At 67.8% G+C, this 17,230-nt stretch carries 12 protein-coding genes; 7 read left to right on the plus strand and 5 right to left on the minus strand.

Features of this window, described 5'->3' with window-relative positions; all coding sequences use genetic code 11:
* Positions 1-457: 457 nt before the first annotated feature.
* Positions 458-2,815 carry a GNAT family N-acetyltransferase gene (locus JMF86_RS28360; RefSeq protein WP_011548904.1) on the plus strand — a complete coding sequence of 786 codons (2,358 nt, stop codon included), beginning with the start codon at positions 458-460 and terminating at the stop codon, positions 2,813-2,815.
* Between the two features lie 664 nt (positions 2,816-3,479).
* Here JMF86_RS28360 and JMF86_RS28365 read toward each other — a convergent pair.
* Positions 3,480-4,031 (minus strand): hypothetical protein, encoded by a 552-nt coding sequence (locus JMF86_RS28365; protein ID WP_011548905.1) that lies wholly within the window; start codon positions 4,029-4,031, stop codon positions 3,480-3,482.
* A 174-nt stretch (positions 4,032-4,205) separates the two neighbouring features.
* A complete protein-coding gene (locus JMF86_RS28370; RefSeq protein WP_006480315.1) occupies positions 4,206-5,027 on the minus strand; it encodes an IclR family transcriptional regulator in 822 nt (273 codons plus the stop codon).
* Positions 5,028-5,687: 660 nt separating this feature from the next.
* Here JMF86_RS28370 and JMF86_RS28375 point away from each other — a divergent pair.
* Positions 5,688-6,536, plus strand: a complete 849-nt coding sequence (locus tag JMF86_RS28375) for an ureidoglycolate lyase (protein ID WP_011548908.1) — start codon at positions 5,688-5,690, stop codon at positions 6,534-6,536.
* Between the two features lie 189 nt (positions 6,537-6,725).
* Here JMF86_RS28375 and JMF86_RS28380 read toward each other — a convergent pair whose 3' ends face one another.
* Entirely contained in the window at positions 6,726-7,109 is a 384-nt protein-coding gene (locus tag JMF86_RS28380) for a VOC family protein (protein ID WP_011548909.1), read from the minus strand.
* 254 nt (positions 7,110-7,363) lie between these two features.
* Here JMF86_RS28380 and JMF86_RS28385 point away from each other — a divergent pair, with 254 nt between their 5' ends.
* Positions 7,364-8,023 carry an ABATE domain-containing protein gene (locus JMF86_RS28385; protein WP_011548910.1) on the plus strand — a complete coding sequence of 220 codons (660 nt, stop codon included), beginning with the start codon at positions 7,364-7,366 and terminating at the stop codon, positions 8,021-8,023.
* 22 nt (positions 8,024-8,045) lie between these two features.
* On the opposite strand, the gene prpR is transcribed toward JMF86_RS28385, so the two are convergent.
* Positions 8,046-10,034 (minus strand): propionate catabolism operon regulatory protein PrpR, encoded by a 1,989-nt coding sequence (gene prpR / locus JMF86_RS28390; RefSeq protein ID WP_011548911.1) that lies wholly within the window; start codon positions 10,032-10,034, stop codon positions 8,046-8,048.
* 170 nt (positions 10,035-10,204) lie between these two features.
* Here prpR and prpB point away from each other — a divergent pair, with 170 nt between their 5' ends.
* The 4 genes from prpB (at position 10,205) to prpF (ending at position 16,204) form a co-directional block, all read left to right on the plus strand.
* Entirely contained in the window at positions 10,205-11,098 is an 894-nt protein-coding gene (prpB, locus tag JMF86_RS28395) for a methylisocitrate lyase (RefSeq protein WP_006480320.1), read from the plus strand.
* Between the two features lie 40 nt (positions 11,099-11,138).
* Entirely contained in the window at positions 11,139-12,311 is a 1,173-nt protein-coding gene (gene prpC, locus JMF86_RS28400) for a 2-methylcitrate synthase (protein WP_006480321.1), read from the plus strand.
* An 81-nt stretch (positions 12,312-12,392) separates the two neighbouring features.
* Positions 12,393-14,987, plus strand: coding sequence for a Fe/S-dependent 2-methylisocitrate dehydratase AcnD (gene acnD / locus JMF86_RS28405; protein ID WP_011548912.1), 2,595 nt, complete (start codon positions 12,393-12,395; stop codon positions 14,985-14,987).
* Positions 14,988-15,013: 26 nt separating this feature from the next.
* Entirely contained in the window at positions 15,014-16,204 is a 1,191-nt protein-coding gene (gene prpF / locus JMF86_RS28410; protein ID WP_011548913.1) for a 2-methylaconitate cis-trans isomerase PrpF, read from the plus strand.
* Positions 16,205-16,262: 58 nt separating this feature from the next.
* Here prpF and JMF86_RS28415 read toward each other — a convergent pair whose 3' ends face one another.
* Positions 16,263-17,201 (minus strand): alpha/beta hydrolase, encoded by a 939-nt coding sequence (locus JMF86_RS28415; protein WP_011548914.1) that lies wholly within the window; start codon positions 17,199-17,201, stop codon positions 16,263-16,265.
* Positions 17,202-17,230: the final 29 nt, after the last annotated feature.

A 17,230-nucleotide genomic window follows, 5' to 3' on the forward strand; every position in this document is an offset into this window, starting at 1 on the left:
GCGCAATTAACGGCTCCTGTTTTGCGAATTCGCTGCGATCCGGCCGCATATTGCGGGGAATTTCCGTAAACAAGCGTGTAATGACGTAACGCACACGCATTGGCATTCGCGATTTTCGCGGTGCATGCATGGTGCCGATTTTCATCACCTTTCGCGTGTTGGCGCGGTGTGTCGTGCGATTCCCGAAGATACTCACCATGGCTCCTGTAAATCCTCACCTTTGAGAAAGCGGCTGCAGCGTCGTGCCGCATTGCGTGCATCGTGCGTGCGGCGCCGTGATGCGGGGCCGCGTGTGTTGCAGTCCATGGTGCGAGCGTTGACGTCCGTCGAATAGTCGGCCATTCGGCATATAGGCAGTCGCAGGCGCTTCGCCTATGCTTGGGGTTCGCGTCGATTGGCGCGCGGCCCGCCGGCCGCAAGCCGATCGTGTCGTCTTTCGTCACCGCAGGGAGCCGATGTGACCGTTCGCCATCTCGATGCGTTGTTCCAGCCCAAGTCCGTTGCGGTCGTCGGCGCGTCGTCGCGCGCGGGCAGTATCGGCGCGATGGTGTGGTCGCGCGTGCTCGACGGCGCGTTCCAGGGGCCCGTGTGGCCCGTGAATCCGAAATATCGCGAGCTGGACGGGCATGCGGTCGTTTCCGACGTCGACCGGTTGCCCGCGCCGCCGTCGGTTGCCGTGATCTGCACGCCGCCCGCGACCTGGGCCGGCATCGTGCGCAAGCTCGGTGAGCTGGGTGCGCGCGTCGCGGTGATCGTCGGCGAGGCGCGCACCGACGCCGATCGCGCTGCGGTCGATCGCATGCTGAAGGCGGCGAAGCCGTTCGTGCTCCGTATCGTCGGGCCCGGCAGCCTGGGCGTGTTGTCGCCCGCGCGGCATGCGCATTTCGGCGCGCCTGCCTACACGGCACGATCGGGCGGCGTCGCGTGGGTGTCGCAATCGAATGCGTTGACGAACGCGGTGCTGGGCTGGGCCGATGCGCGGGGCCTCGGCTTTTCGCACGTCGTCGCGCTCGGCAGCGAATCCGATGTCGATGCGGGCGATGTCCTCGACTATCTGGCGAGCGATCCCGGCACACGCGCGATCCTGCTCGAGCTCGATACCGTGCGCGCGGCGCGCAAGTTCATGTCGGCGGCGCGCGCGGCGGCACGCAACAAGCCGGTGCTCGCGCTGCGCACCGGCCGTGCCGATCCCGGCGACGCGCTCTACACGGCGGCATTCCAGCGCGCGGGCATGGTGCGCGTCGATGCGCTCGACGATCTGCTCGACGAAATCGAGACGCTCGGCGTCGGCCGCGTCACCGCGCGAGGGGCGGCGACGCTCGTGACGAGCGACGCGGGCGTGGCGAAACTCGCGGTCGATGCGGTGGCCGAGGTGCGTGACGTGCTGACCGACTGGTCGCCTGCCGCAACGTCGGCCGTCGCGGCCGCGCTGCCGCATCTCGCGGCGCCCGGCAATCCGCTCACGCTGGGCGACGATGCACACCCCGAGCACTTTGCGGCGGCGATCAAGGCGCTCGCCCCGTTTCCGCAGACGGGTACGCTGTTCGTCGTCCATTCCACTTCGCACAGCGCGCCGGCCGATTCGGTCGCGCGCACGCTGATCGACTCGCGGCAGTACGCGCATCGCGGCATCCTCGCGTGTTTCTTCGGCGCGGTCGACGCGGCGACGCGCGATGCGCTGCACGCGAACGGCATTCCGGTGCACACGACGCCGCAGCGGCTCGCACGCGCGTATGCGCGTCTCGTCGACTACAACCTCGGGCGCCAACTGCTGATGCAGACGCCGGAGGGCACGCCGCCGCAGCCGGCCGAGTGCGTGGCGTCCGCCCAGGCCGACGCGCGCCGCCTGGTCGAAGCCGGTCAGCATGAACTGGCCGGCGAAGCCGCGCTGCGCTGGCTGTCCCATTTCGGTCTGCAGGGCGAGCAGCCCAACGAACCGGCCGGCAAGAAGGTCGTCGATATCACGATCGACATGTACGACGATTCGAATTTCGGTCCCGTGTTTCGCTATGCCGTGCCGCCTGCGGACGGCGTATCGGCGCCGTTCGTCGTCTACGGCCTGCCGCCGCTGAACACCGTGCTCGCCCGCGCGGTGATGGAGCGCTCGCCGTATGCGCGCAGCACGCCCGTCGAGCCGACGCTCGACGCGCTGACGGCGCTGTCGCAGGTCGTCTGCGACGTGCGGGAAGTGGTGGCGATGTCGGTCACGCTGCGCGTGCTGTCCGACCGCGCATGGGTGATCGCGCCGCGCATCACGCTCGCCTCGGGGCGCAGCCGGCTCGCGATCATGCCGTATCCGCGACACCTCGAGCAGACACTCGAGTGGCGTGGCGAGACGGTGACGATCCGTCCGATCCGTCCGGAGGACGAGGCCGCACACAACGAACTGCTCGGTGCGATGACGCCGGAAGATCTGCGGATGCGTTTCTTCGGCGCGGTGCGCAGCTTCGATCATTCACAGGTGGCGCGCATGACCCAGATCGACTACGACCGCGAGATGGCTTTCATCGTGTCGTTTACCGATGTGTCGGGGCGCGACCATACGCTCGCGGTGGCGCGTGCGGTTGCCGATCCCGACAACGAGACGGCGGAGTTCGCGATCGCGGTACGGCCCGATCAAAAGGGCAAGGGGCTCGGCCGGCTGATGATGACCCGCATCATCGACTACGCCCGCTCGCGCGGCACCGCCTGGATGGTCGGCGAGGCGCTGCGCGAGAATTCGGCGATGATCTCGCTCGCGAAATCATGCGGGTTTGCGGTGTCGACGACGGAGGAACCCGGCGTCGTGGGTTTCAGGATGAAGTTGCAGCCGTAGGCGTCACCCTGTGGTTCGATGCTCGAGGGTAGCGCATGGCGGCAATGCGTCCTGACGTTTCGCCATGTCGGAAGTTAACTCAGGAATGCAAAGCTTTTGAGCCAGCCTCCCGCGTGAAGCGCTTGCGAACGTGTCGAACCCGTCGATCGCAGCGATACCGCGAAGCGCGCGATGTCCTGCGATGCTCGTCACGTGCTGCCGACATTCATCCTGCGTTCACCCTCGGTAGCCGTTTCAAGCGATGTGCTTGCACACGTGCGTGGCCATATTCCGGCCTTGCAAATTCGAAGCCGTCATCAAGGTGAGACTTTTCGGGAGCGGCGAGTGAGCTTTTCCGGGACAGCGTGGTGAGCCGATACGGGAGCCTTCGGTGAGCCTTCCCGGGAACGGCCGGTGAGCACCTGCGGGAGAGGGCGGTGAGCCTTTCCGGGACGCCCCGGTGAGCACTTGCGGGAGCGATCGGTGAGGACGTTCGGGAGGCGTCAGTGAGCGTCTCCGGGAGCCTTGGGTGAGCTTTTACGGGAGGCTGTGGTGAGCGCTTGCGGGATGCTGAGGTGAGCTTTTTCGGGAGCATGCGAATGCACGGCTCCCGCGGGGGCGGCGCCGGCCAATGCCGGCGTCACGCGGGGGTACGGGCACGCAGGAACCGTGCCCGTGATTACATTCACGCAGCGAGTTTCGACGCCGCGTCGTTCACCTGGTCGCGCGAAATCGCGAGTTCCTCGAGGTGCGGATCAGCATAGACCGCACCGGTTTCGCGCTCGAGGCGGGCGATCGTCAGCGCGCAGCGCGCGGTGTCTTTCGGCATCGCGATGAAGCGCTTGACCGACTCGCCGGACGTGAACGCGTCGAACAGTGCGCTGCGCACGTCGTCCGGAAGCGTCTTGGTCCACTGGTACGGCTTGCCGTTGAACGTGATCGACGGCGGCAGCGTGCGTTCTTTCTTGGTCGCCGTGATGAGCCCGTAGGTACGCGCCGCGTCGCCGATCTGCTCGGGCGAGAAGAGTTCGTCAGGCGTGATGTCGAACTGCTCGATGTAGTTCTCGATCGCCTGCATTGCGGCGGCACGATCGTCGCGCTTCTTCTGCGCGCGCGCGACGATGTCGCGCAGCTCGTCCGCTTCCTCGGGCGTGATCGTGAAGCTTGCCTGCTTCTGCTGAAGTTCGGAGAAACGCTGGAATTCTTGATCGTTCAGAAGTTTGGCCATGACATCCATCGGACACGACGGCCGCGACAACCGGCCGCCGTAGTTTTTGAGAGGGCCGCTATTCTAGCGTAGCGCCGCGGGTAGCCGATGCGACATCGCGCATCGGCCACCGCGGGCGTTGCGCGCAACCGGAGTCGGTGCCGCTGCGCCGTGCCCGGTGCGCTTTGCCGGGGAACCCGCGCGTCAGCAGGCCTCGGTGCGGCACATCGACAGATGGGCAGCTGTGTCGCGCAGCGCGTCGACGACCACGTCGACGGACGGCGCCATGTGCGCATCGATCCGCCGCATGTACGGGCACGTCAGCACCGCGATCGCATGGCCGGCCGGCCCGAGGATCGGCACGGTCAGGTCGGTCACGCCGTACGCCTGGCGGCTGTCCTGACGCAGGTAGCCGGACTGCCGGATCGACTGGCACGCATTCGCGAGTTCCTGCTCGTTCAGCGGTGCTTCACCCTTGACCTTGCGATGCTCGGCCAGCATGTGTGCGCGTTGCTCGGGGCCCTGGAACGCCAGCAGCATGCGTCCCGACGCGGTATCGGCGAGCCCGACGCGCGAGCCGAGTCGCACCGATACGCCCCATGGGCCGGGCCCGTCCACCTGCGCGATCACGAGCATGTTGCCGCGATCGTAGACGGACAGGTGGCACGACTGTTCGGCGGCATCCGCGAAGCGCTGCATCGGCGGCAGCGCCTCGGCGATCAGCCGGTTCATCGGCGGATGCCGGTGCGCAAGCGCGAACAGCTTGAGGCTGAGCGTGTAGCGGTCGCCGCCGGTCGAACGCATCACGTAGCGGCGCGCGACGAGACGTTCGAGCATCCGGTAGATTTCGCTCGCGTTACGGCCGAGTTCCTTCGTGATTTCGGTGCGGGTGAGTCCTTCCTTCTGCTCGGACAGGAGTTCGAGAATGTCGAGGCCCTTGTCGAGCGCGGGTGCGCGATAGCGGTCGATAGCGGCCATCGATTCCCGTGCGTCGCAGCCGGGAAGCGGGTCGTTGGTTGTCTGCATTGTCGATGTGAGGTTGGGGGATTACCGTCGATCGGTTGGCGACGCACGCTGGCCGGTTCTGCACGCGTATAGGAGCGGGCCCGCGTATGGCGGTGAAAGCCATTCGTATGAGCTTAGCAATAAACATACGGTGTGCAATGCAGCGTCTTTTTACCGATCATTACCGGACAAGAACGGATGGTCAAACGTTTTCGATGACAGGGGCACCCCGAATAGCCAGTATTCATGCACCGATGGCAGGCGCTGCCCCGAACGACAGCCGATCGATCGGCGCCGGTGCAGCGCGTGCTGCGCCGCAGCGTCGGCAGGCGCACCAATAGTCGGTATCCGTCGCGCGCCATTTCACGGCGCGCGGCCGATGGTACAAAGGCTGGCGGGCCAGCGACGGTGCGGCCGCGCGTGCAGCCGGCCGGCATGGGCCGGCACGCGTCGCGGATGCCGGGCCGTCGTCGCCGATGCGCAGACCGGCGGCCGCCCGTTCGATGCGCGCCCTACTGGCGTACGGCGCCGCGATCGCTGCGCCCGCGCGACCCTCGCGCGTCGACTGCCGCATGCGGCGCCGACGCGTGCAGTCGACGATCGACGATCAGTCCGGCGCGCGGCTGCGAAAGGCTGCGTCGGCCGGTATCCTGTCCCATTCGACAACAGAGGTTAAGCACGATGAAACTGCTTCGCTATGGCCCGTCCGGCCAGGAAAAGCCTGGCATCCTCGACGCGGCCGGCCGGATTCGCGACCTGTCCGCGCATGTGCCGGATCTTGCCGGCGATGTGCTGTCCGACGCCGGTCTCGCGCGGCTGCGCGCCATCGATCCGGCCACGCTGCCGCTCGTGTCCGGCGAGCCGCGCATCGGCGCGTGCGTCGGTCACGTCGGCAAGTTCATCGGCATCGGCCTGAACTATGCCGACCACGCGGCCGAAGCCGGCATGCCGGTGCCGAAGGAGCCGGTCGTGTTCGGCAAGTGGACGAGTTCGATCTGCGGCCCGAACGACGGCATCGATATCCCGAAGGGTTCGGTCAAGACCGACTGGGAAGTCGAGCTGGGTGTCGTGATCGGCGCGAAGTGCAAGGACGTCGACGAAGCGCGCGCGCTCGATTACGTCGCGGGCTACTGCGTCGTCAACGACGTGTCCGAGCGCGAATGGCAGATCGAGCGCGGCGGCCAGTGGGACAAGGGCAAGGGCTTCGACACGTTCGGCCCGATCGGCCCGTGGCTCGTCACGCGCGACGAAGTGCCCGATCCGCAGCGCCTCGACCTGTGGCTCGAAATCGACGGCCACCGTTATCAGAACGGCAATACGCGCACGATGGTGTTCACCGTCGCGCAGCTGGTCGCCTATCTGTCGACCTGCATGACGCTGCAGCCGGGCGACGTGATCACGACCGGTACGCCGCCGGGCGTCGGCATGGGCGTCAAGCCGTCGCCGGTGTTCCTGAAGGCTGGCCAGACGGTGCGCCTCGGCATCGAAGGGCTCGGCGAGCAGTTGCAGCGCACGCGCGACGCGCAATAAGCGCGTGAGCGGCGCGGGTCGGCTCCTGGACGTAGTCACCCGCGCGCTGGCCATGCTGCCCGACCCGTCGGCATGACCGCCGACGATAACCGGCGCGTACCGAACGACGATGTAGCCAAAACCAGGGGCCCGATTCCGCGCGAGGCGGAATCGGGCCCTTGTCGCTTGTTCGCGCCGGTGCGAAGCGGATCAAACGACGTTGTCGAGTTCGCAGTGCGCTTCGAGTCGATATCCGTCGGGGTCGACGACGAACGCCGCGTAGTAGCCCGGGCCGTAGTGTTCGCGCTTGCCGGGCCCGCCGTTGTCCTTGCCGCCGTGTGCGAGCGCGGCACGGTAGAACGCATCGACCTCGACCGGCGACGCGGCCTTGAACGACAGGTGCATCCCCGATTCGGGATCGGCGACGACGGGCCGGGCCGCGTGCTGCAACCACAGCTCGGGCTCGGTCGTGCCGTACCCGATGGCGCTGTCGTCGCTATACAGACGCTTGTAGCCGAGTGCGCCGAGCGCGCTGTCGTAGAAGGTGCGGCTGCGGTCGATATGGGCAACGCCGAATGAAAGGTGGTCGATCATCTTTGGCTCTCCTTGAACTGAGGGGGACGTCAGAACGGCAAACCTGTCTAGAGGCACCATGCCAGCCGCTTGTAGCGAAGCGCGCCGAGCGTGGTCGCCTCGTACGTGCGGCCGGCGACGGTGTGGATAACGCTGAACGAAAAGCGATCGATCATCTGTGTCTCCTTGGATTGAAGGGGCGTCGGTGCAGCGAAGCCTGTTTTTAACCACCATGCCGGTTATGTTAGAAATCGCTTGGGCGCTTGTCAACCGGCATGGTGGTTAGATACGATCGCGTCATGAGCAAAACGCAACCTTCCGTCACGATCGACTGCCTGATCCCGGCGCCGCCCGAGACCTTGAGCCTTGACTTCGCGAACACGCTGTACTGGCGCGGCAGCGATCCGCCGACGGAAACCTTCGGCCGGCTGGACGACTTGCTGACGTGGTGTCGCGAACAGGCGGGCGTGCCGGCCGGTCTGGTCGACGCATGTCGCGTGCCCGACAAGGCGAAAGAGAAGGAGACGGGCGACGAGCCGGCGATGCTTGCGCGGGCGCTCGCGTTGCGCGAGGCGCTATACCGGCTCTTTCACGCGCAGGCGGAGCAACGCGAGCCGCAGCCCGACGATCTCGCGCTGCTCGGCGGCTTCCTCGCGGAGGCGTCGCCGCGCGTTGCGCTGGCGCGCGTGGACGGCCGCTATGCGTGGCGGATCGATGCGTCGGGGGCGACGCTCGCGGGGCTGTTGAGCCCGGTGCTGTGGTCGGCGATCGATCTGCTCGGCGGCGCGCGGCTCGTGAAGGTCAAGCGCTGTGCGAACGATGCATGCCAGTGGCTGTTCATCGACGACAGCAAGAACGGCAGCCGACGCTGGTGCTCGATGTCGTCGTGCGGCAATCGCGCGAAGGCGTATCGCCACTATCACAAGGCCGAATGACGGGGCGGCCCGAACCTCGCACCTATTTCGCCGACAACTTCCGCCATAGCGTCGTCTTGCTGATGCCGAGCATCGCGCACGCGCGGTCGCGGTCGCCGCCGCATGCGTCGAGTACCGCGCGGATCTCGTCGGCTTCCGCGCGACGGCGGCGCGCCTGCAGCGTCTGCGCATCGTCGTCGGCGGCGCCGGCCGCATCGAGCGGCGCGGCGAACAGCTCGGGCGCGATCACGTGCAGCGCACCGGGGGCAAGCGCCGCGCACGCGGCGCCCGGATCGCTTTCGTCGACTGCCTCCGCCAGCTCCACCGCGATCCGCTCGACCACGTTCTGCAGTTCGCGCACGTTGCCGGGCCAGCGGTAGCGCGCGAGCGTCGCTTGCGTCGCGTCGAGCACGCGCAGCGCGTCGTCGGTGTCGCGCACGCGTTCGGCGAGCCGCGGCTCGCGCCGCGCGGCCTGCACGAGCAGTGTCGCCGCGAGCGCGGGAATGTCGGCCGCGCGCTCGCGCAGCGGCGGCAGGCCGATGTTCAGGATGTTGAGCCGGTAATAGAGATCCGCGCGGAACGTGCCGGCCTCGACGGCGGCGAGCAGCGGCCGGTGCGTCGCGGCGATCACGCGCACGTCGATGCGGATCGGCTCGGTCGAGCCGAGGCGAATCACCTCGCGCTCCTGCAGCACGCGCAGCAGCCTGCTTTGCAGCGACGGCGGCATCTCGCCGATCTCGTCGAGAAACAGCGTGCCGCGGTGCGCGGCCTCGAACAGGCCGGTCTTGCCGCCGCGTCGCGCGCCGGTGAACGCGCCTTCCTCATAGCCGAACAGTTCGCTCTCGAGCAGCGCTTCGGGAAACGCGCCGCAGTTGACCGCGACGAACGGATAGCTGCGCCGCGCGGACAGCGCATGCAGGCTCTGCGCGATCATCTCCTTGCCGGTGCCGCTCTCGCCGAGCACGAGCACGGTCGCATCGGATTTCGCGTAGCGGCGCACGAGCTCGCGCACGCGCGTCATCGGCGCCGAGGCGCCGACCACGTCGTCGAGCGCGTAACGGGCGGCGAACTGCTGCGTGGTCGGTTGCGAACGCAACGCGCGATCGAGCCGTTCGACCGCGCGCGATTCCTGGAACGTGAGCACGCTGCCCGACGTGACGCCGCGATCGACCAGCGGCCCGCGATGCACGACGTAACGCACGCCGCGCACGGTCGCGAGCGCGTCGCCGTCCTCGCCGCGTAGCGTGCGCAACTCGGGACGCAGATCGACGAGCGCGCGGCCGACGGCCGCCGCGGGTTCGACCCCGAGCGCCGACGCGAGCCGTTGGTTGATCGCTTCGACGCGGCCGTGCGCGTCGAGCGCGACCACGCCGTCGCGCAGATGTTGCAGCAGGGTATCGAGCCGCTGGCGGCGGAACGCCTCGGCGTGCGTCGCATACGCGACTTCGAGCGCCGTCTCGACGGCCTTGCGCACCGACGCATGCGAATACAGGAACACCGCGCCCATGCCGACGCTGGCCGCGAGATCGGTGACGAGGCCCGGGCCGACGATCGTCTCGATGCCGCGATCGCGCAGGTCGTGCACGCAGGCCTCCGCTTCCTGGGCGGACTGATATGACGCAAACTGCACGTCGAGGCCGTACGCGGCGACGAAGCGGCGCACCTCGGGCGGCGTTTCCCCGGCGCTCACGAGCGCGATCCGCGCTGCGTCGCGCCGCGCGCGCGCCAGCGCCTGCATCACGTCGAAGCCGGTGGGCGACACGACCACCACCGGCACCTGCGCACGCGTTTTCAGGAAGCCGCCGTTCGAGCCGGCCGCGACGATCACGTCGGGGCGCGCGGTGCCGGCCTCGGCGATCGCGCTCAGCGCATCTTCGTAGGCGCGCGTGACGATCCGCACGTCGGCGCGTTCGTCGAATTCGCCGGCGATCTCGCGAAACAGCTCGCGCAGCCGGCTGATGCCCATCGCCCAGATGCGCGGGCGCACGGCGCGGTCGGCCGGGCCGACGGCCTTGGTCGAGGAGAGGTCCATGACGGCCGATTATGCGCGCACGATTTCATTTTTGAAACATGGAATTGCCAAATTGAAATCGACGGGCGATGCAATGCTGAAGGCGCTTGCTTAAGAATCAGTGGGTTAGCGACATTCCGCAAGCTGGCCCGGACCTTGCTGTTATCGGGCATTCCATCAGGAGGCCGTTCATGAGCAATACGCATCTTCAGAGCGCCGGCGCGAAGTTCCGCGCGGCAGTCGCGGCCGAGCAGCCGCTGCAGGTGGTCGGCGCGATCACCGCGTACGCGGCCAAGATGGCGCAGGCCGTCGGCTTCAAGGCCGTGTACCTGTCGGGCGGCGGCGTCGCGGCGAACTCGCTCGGCATTCCCGACCTCGGCATCAGCACGATGGAAGACGTGCTGATCGACGCGACCCGGATCACCAACGCGACCGATCTGCCGCTGCTGGTCGACATCGACACGGGCTGGGGCGGCGCGTTCAACATCGCGCGCACGGTCCGCTCGTTCATCAACGCCGGCGTCGCGGCCGTGCACCTCGAGGACCAGGTCGGCCAGAAGCGCTGCGGCCACCGCCCGGGCAAGGAAGTCGTGCCGATCGACGAAATGGTCGATCGCGTGAAGGCCGCGGTCGATGCGCGTACCGACGACCAGTTCGTGATCATGGCGCGCACCGACGCGGCCGCCGCGGAAGGGATCGACTCGGCGATCGAGCGCGCGGTCGCGTACGTCGAAGCCGGCGCGGACATGATCTTCCCGGAAGCGATGAAGACGCTCGACGACTACCGCCGCTTCAAGGCCGCCGTGAAGGTGCCGATCCTCGCGAACCTGACCGAGTTCGGCTCGACGCCGCTGTTCACCGTCGACGAACTGCGCGAGGCGAACGTCGACATCGCGCTGTACTGCTGCGGCGCGTATCGTGCGATGAACAAGGCCGCGCTGAACTTCTACGAGACGCTGCGCCGCGACGGCACGCAGAAGGCGGCCGTACCGACAATGCAGACGCGCGCCGAGCTGTACGACTTCCTCGGCTATCACGAATACGAGCGCAAGCTCGACGAACTGTTCGCGCAGGGCAAGAAGTAACGCGGCCCGCACCCCCCGATACCCATTGGAGAAGGACAACATGAGCGAGACGAAAGACGCAGCAGCACCGGCCGCCGCAGGCGCATTCAAGCCGAAGAAGTCGGTGGCGCTGTCGGGCGTGACGGCCGGCAACACCGCGCTGTGCACGGTCGGCAAGACCGGCAACGACCTGCACTATCGCGGCTACGACATTCTCGACGTCGCCGAATCGTGCGAATTCGAGGAAATCGCGCACCTGCTGGTGCACGGCACGCTGCCGAACCTGACGGAACTGGCCGCCTACAAGACTAAGCTGCGCGCGCTGCGCGGCCTGCCGAGCGCGCTGAAGGCCGCGCTCGAACAGATTCCGGCGTCGGCCCACCCGATGGACGTGATGCGCACCGGCGTGTCGGTGCTCGGCACCGTGCTGCCGGAGAAGGACGACCACAACCTGCCGGGCGCGCGCGACATCGCCGACCGCCTGATGGCGTCGCTCGGCTCGATGCTGCTGTACTGGTATCACTTCTCGCACAACGGCAAGCGCATCGAGACGGAAACCGACGACGACTCGATCGGCGGCCACTTCCTGCACCTGCTGCACGGCAAGACGCCGTCGAAGTCGTGGGTCGAGGCGATGCACACGTCGCTGATCCTGTACGCCGAGCACGAATTCAACGCGTCGACGTTCACGGGCCGCGTGATCGCGGGCACGGGCTCGGACATCTACTCGGCGATCACCGGCGCGATCGGCGCGCTGCGCGGGCCGAAGCACGGCGGCGCGAACGAAGTCGCGTACGAGATCCAGAGCCGCTACAGCTCGCCGGACGACGCCGAAGCCGACATCCGCCGCCGCGTCGAGAACAAGGAAGTCGTGATCGGCTTCGGCCATCCGGTCTACACGATCTCCGATCCGCGCAACAAGGTGATCAAGGGCGTCGCGCACAAGCTGTCGAAGGAAGCGGGCGATACCAAGCTGTACAGCATCGCCGAGCGCCTGGAATCGGTGATGTGGGACGCGAAGAAGATGTTCCCGAACCTCGACTGGTTCAGCGCGGTGTCGTATCACATGATGGGCGTGCCGACCGCGATGTTCACGCCGCTGTTCGTGATCTCGCGCACGTCGGGCTGGAGCGCGCACATCATCGAGCAACGCATCGACAACAAGATCATCCGTCCGAGCGCGAACTACACCGGTCCGGAAGACCTGCAGTTCGTGCCGATCGAGAAGCGCTGATCGTCTGCCGCGCACGTCGGCGCCCGTGATGCGGGCGGCCGGCGCGTGCGGCACGTCTTACCTCGAATTCCGCCCCACATCATGAATACCGCCAACCGCAAACCCCTGCCCGGCACGTCGCTGGACTATTTCGACGCGCGTGCCGCGGTCGACGCGATCGCGCCCGGCGCCTACGACACGCTGCCGTACACGTCGCGCGTGCTCGCCGAAAACCTCGTGCGCCGCTGCGATCCGGCGATCCTCGCCGATTCGCTGAAGCAGATCATCGAGCGCAAGCGCGAACGCGATTTCCCGTGGTTCCCGGCGCGCGTGGTGTGTCACGACATCCTCGGCCAGACGGCGCTCGTCGATCTCGCCGGCCTGCGCGACGCGATCGCCGACGGCGGCGGCGACCCGGCGAAGGTGAACCCGGTCGTGCCCGTGCAGCTGATCGTCGACCACTCGCTCGCCGTCGAGTGCGGCGGCTTCGACCCGGACGCGTTCGCGAAGAACCGCGCGATCGAGGATCGTCGCAACGAGGATCGCTTCCACTTCATCGAGTGGACGAAGAAGGCGTTCGAGAACGTCGACGTGATCCCGCCGGGCAACGGCATCATGCATCAGATCAATCTCGAGAAGATGTCGCCGGTGATCCAGGCGCAGGACGGCGTCGCGTTCCCGGACACCTGCGTCGGCACCGACAGCCACACACCGCACGTCGATGCGCTCGGCGTGATCGCGATCGGCGTCGGCGGGCTCGAAGCCGAGAACGTGATGCTCGGCCGCGCGTCGTGGATGCGCCTGCCCGACATCGTCGGCGTCGAGCTGACCGGCAAGCGTCAGCCCGGCATCACCGCGACCGACGTGGTGCTCGCGCTGACCGAGTTCCTGCGCAAGGAAAAGGTGGTCGGCGCGTACCTGGAGTTCCGCGGCGAAGGCGCGGCGAGCCTCACGCTCGGCGATCGCGCGACGATCTCGAACATGGCGCCTGAATACGGCGCGACGGCCGCGATGTTCTTCATCGATGGCCAGACGATCGACTACCTGCGCCTCACGGGCCGCAGCGACGAGCAGGTGAAGCTCGTCGAAACCTACGCGAAGGCGGCCGGCCTGTGGGCCGATACGCTCGCGAACGCGCAGTACGAGCGCACGCTGACGTTCGACCTGTCGAGCGTCGTGCGCAACATGGCCGGCCCGTCGAACCCGCACAAGCGGCTGCCGACGTCCGATCTCGCCGCGCGCGGGATCGCCGGCCAGTGGGACGAGAAGCCGGGCGAGATGCCCGACGGCGCGGTGATCATCGCCGCGATCACGAGCTGTACGAACACCAGCAACCCGCGCAACGTGATCGCCGCCGCCTTGCTCGCACGCAACGCGAACGCGAAGGGCCTCACGCGCAAGCCGTGGGTCAAGAGCTCGCTCGCGCCCGGCTCGAAGGCGGTCGAGCTGTATCTGGAAGAGGCGAACCTGCTGCCCGAGCTCGAGAAGCTCGGCTTCGGCATCGTCGCGTTCGCGTGCACGACCTGCAATGGGATGTCGGGCGCGCTCGACCCGAAGATCCAGCAGGAGATCGTCGAGCGCGACCTGTACGCGACGGCCGTGCTGTCCGGCAACCGCAACTTCGACGGCCGCATTCACCCGTATGCGAAGCAGGCGTTCCTCGCGTCGCCGCCGCTCGTCGTCGCGTATGCGATCGCCGGCACGATCCGCTTCGACATCGAGAAGGACGTGCTCGGCCACGATCAGGATGGCAAGCCCGTCACGCTGAAGGACATCTGGCCGACCGACGAGGAGATCGACGCGATCGTCGCGTCGAGCGTGAAGCCCGAGCAGTTCCGCAAGGTCTACGAGCCGATGTTCGCACGCAGCGCCGACGCGGGCGAACGCGCGGCGCCGCTGTACGACTGGCGCGCGCAGAGCACGTACATCCGCCGTCCGCCGTACTGGGAAGGCGCGCTGGCCGGCGAACGTACGCTCAAGGGCATGCGCCCGCTCGCGGTGCTCGGCGACAACATCACGACCGACCACCTGTCGCCGTCGAACGCGATCCTGCTCGATAGCGCGGCCGGCGAATATCTCGCGAAGATGGGCCTGCCGGAAGAAGACTTCAACTCGTACGCGACGCACCGGGGCGACCACCTGACCGCGCAGCGCGCGACCTTCGCGAACCCGACGCTCGTCAACGAGATGGCGGTCGTCGACGGCGCGGTGAAGAAGGGCTCGCTCGCGCGCGTCGAGCCGGAAGGCAAGGTCATGCGGATGTGGGAAGCGATCGAGACGTACATGAATCGCAAGCAGCCGCTGATCGTCGTGGCCGGCGCCGACTACGGCCAGGGCTCGTCGCGCGACTGGGCCGCGAAGGGCGTGCGGCTCGCGGGCGTCGAGGCGATTGCCGCCGAAGGCTTCGAGCGGATTCACCGCACGAACCTGATCGGGATGGGCGTGCTGCCGCTCGAGTTCAAGCCGGGCACCAACCGGACGACGCTCGGCATCGACGGCACCGAGACCTTCGACGTGATCGGCGAGCGCACGCCGCGCGCCGATCTGACGCTCGTGATTCACCGCAAGAACGGCGAGCGCGTCGAGGTGCCGATGACGTGCCGGCTCGATACGGCCGAGGAAGTGTCGATCTACGAGGCGGGCGGCGTGCTGCAGCGTTTCGCGCAGGACTTCCTCGAATCGTCGCAGGCGGCTTGACCGGCGCACACAGGGATTACGCAAACATGGCTCATATTCCTCAAATCAGGATTCCCGCGACCTATATCCGTGGCGGCACCAGCAAGGGCGTGTTCTTCCGGCTGCAGGATCTGCCGGATGCCGCGCAGGCGCCGGGCGCCGCGCGCGACGCGCTGCTGCTGCGCGTGATCGGCAGCCCCGACCCGTACGGCAAGCAGATCGACGGGATGGGCGGCGCGACGTCGTCCACCAGCAAGACGGTGATCGTGTCGAAGAGCACGCGGCCGGGCCACGACGTCGACTACCTGTTCGGTCAGGTCGCGATCGATAAGGCGTTCGTCGACTGGACCGGCAACTGCGGCAACCTGTCGGCGGCGGTTGGCCCGTTCGCGATCAGCGGCGGGTTGGTCGATCCGGCGCGCGTGCCGCGCGACGGCGTCGCGACCGTGCGGATCTGGCAGGCGAACATCGGCAAGACGATCATCGCCCATGTGCCGATCACGAACGGTGCGGTGCAGGAGACGGGCGACTTCGAACTGGACGGCGTCACGTTCCCGGCCGCCGAAGTGCAGCTCGAATTCATGGACCCGGCCGCCGAGGAGGAAGGCGCGGGCGGCTCGATGTTCCCGACCGGCAACCTCGTCGACGACCTGGCCGTGCCGGGTATCGGCACGCTGAAGGCGACGATGATCAACGCGGGCATCCCGACGATCTTCGTCGACGCGGAAGCGATCGGCTACACGGGCACCGAGCTGCAGGACGCGATCAACGGCGACCCGAAGGCGCTCGAGAAGTTCGAGACGATCCGCGCGCACGGCGCGCTGCGCATGGGCCTGATCGACACGCTCGACGAAATCGCGACGCGGCAGCATACGCCGAAGATCGCGTTCGTCGCGAAGCCGGCCGACTACGTCGCGTCGAGCGGCAAGCGCGTGAACGCGGGCGACGTCGACCTGCTGGTGCGCGCGATGTCGATGGGCAAGCTGCACCACGCGATGATGGGCACGGCGGCGGTCGCGATCGGCACGGCCGCGGCGATCCCCGGTACGCTCGTCAATCTCGCGGCGGGCGGCGGCGAACGCAACGCGGTGCGCTTCGGGCATCCGTCGGGCACGCTGCGCGTGGGGGCGGAAGCGCGGCGGGAGAACGGCGAATGGACCGTCACGAAGGCGATCATGAGCCGCAGCGCGCGCGTGCTGATGGAAGGGTGGGTGCGGGTGCCGGGGGATGCGTTCTGATCGTTGCCGTTGGGATCGGCGCGGATGCGGGCCGCTTCGGCCACCCGCGTCGTTTTCGTTAGCCGTGCAGGAAACGGCGCAGCGCGTCGTGGCTGAGGCGGCGCGCCGTTTCCGAGACCCGCGCGCCGGGCACGATGTCGAATCCGTGTACGCCGCCGGGCAGCACGTGCAGTTCGGTCGGCACGCCCGCGCGGAGCAGGCGCTGCGCATAGTCGAGATTTTCGTCGAGGAACAGGTCGAGCGAGCCGATCGACAGGAACGTGGGCGGCAGGCCGTCGAGCCGCGTGGCGCGCGCGGCCGCCGCGTACGGCGACACGCCGTCGATGCCCGGCGCGTGACCGAGCAGCGAGGTCCAGCCGAACCGGTTGTTGGCCGCATGCCAGATGAATTCGCCGGCATGCGGATGCGGCGGGCGCGTGCAGGTGCGATCGTCGAGCATCGGATAGATCAGGTGCTGGAACGCGAGCGGGAATTCGCCGCGGTCGCGGGCCAGCAGCGCCAGCGCGGCGGCCAGTCCGCCGCCCGCGCTTTCGCCCGCCACGCCGATACGCGCGGCGTCGATGCCGAGCGTATCGGCGTGACGGAACACCCATGCGAGCGCCGCGTAGCAGTCTTCGATCGCGCCGGGAAACACCGTTTCCGGCGCGAGGCGATAGTCGATCGAGATCAGCGCGCAGCCGAGGTGTGTGACGAGCAACCGGTGCACCGCTTCGAGCTCCTTCGCCGCGCCGCGCACGTAGCCGCCGCCGTGCATGTGGACGATCGCCGGGAGCGGGCGCGCGTGGCCGTCGGGCAAATAGACGAGGACCGGGACGTCCGGCGCGCCGGCCGGGCCGGGTACCGTGCGGCGTTCGAGCGTGCTGCCGGCCGGATCGGGCGGCGGCAGCGGCAGCACGCGCTGGCGCGACTGTGCGAGGTTGTCGGCGCTGAGCGTGACGGTCGGCCAGGTCTCGAGCAGCGGGCGGATTTCGGGATCGACGAGAGGCAGGGTGTTCAACGCAGGGCTCCATCGTGGAAGTGGGCGGC

Origin of the sequence: Burkholderia sp. E168m15 (assembly GCF_016586105.1) — a bacterium.
GTDB lineage: Bacteria > Pseudomonadota > Gammaproteobacteria > Burkholderiales > Burkholderiaceae > Burkholderia > Burkholderia orbicola.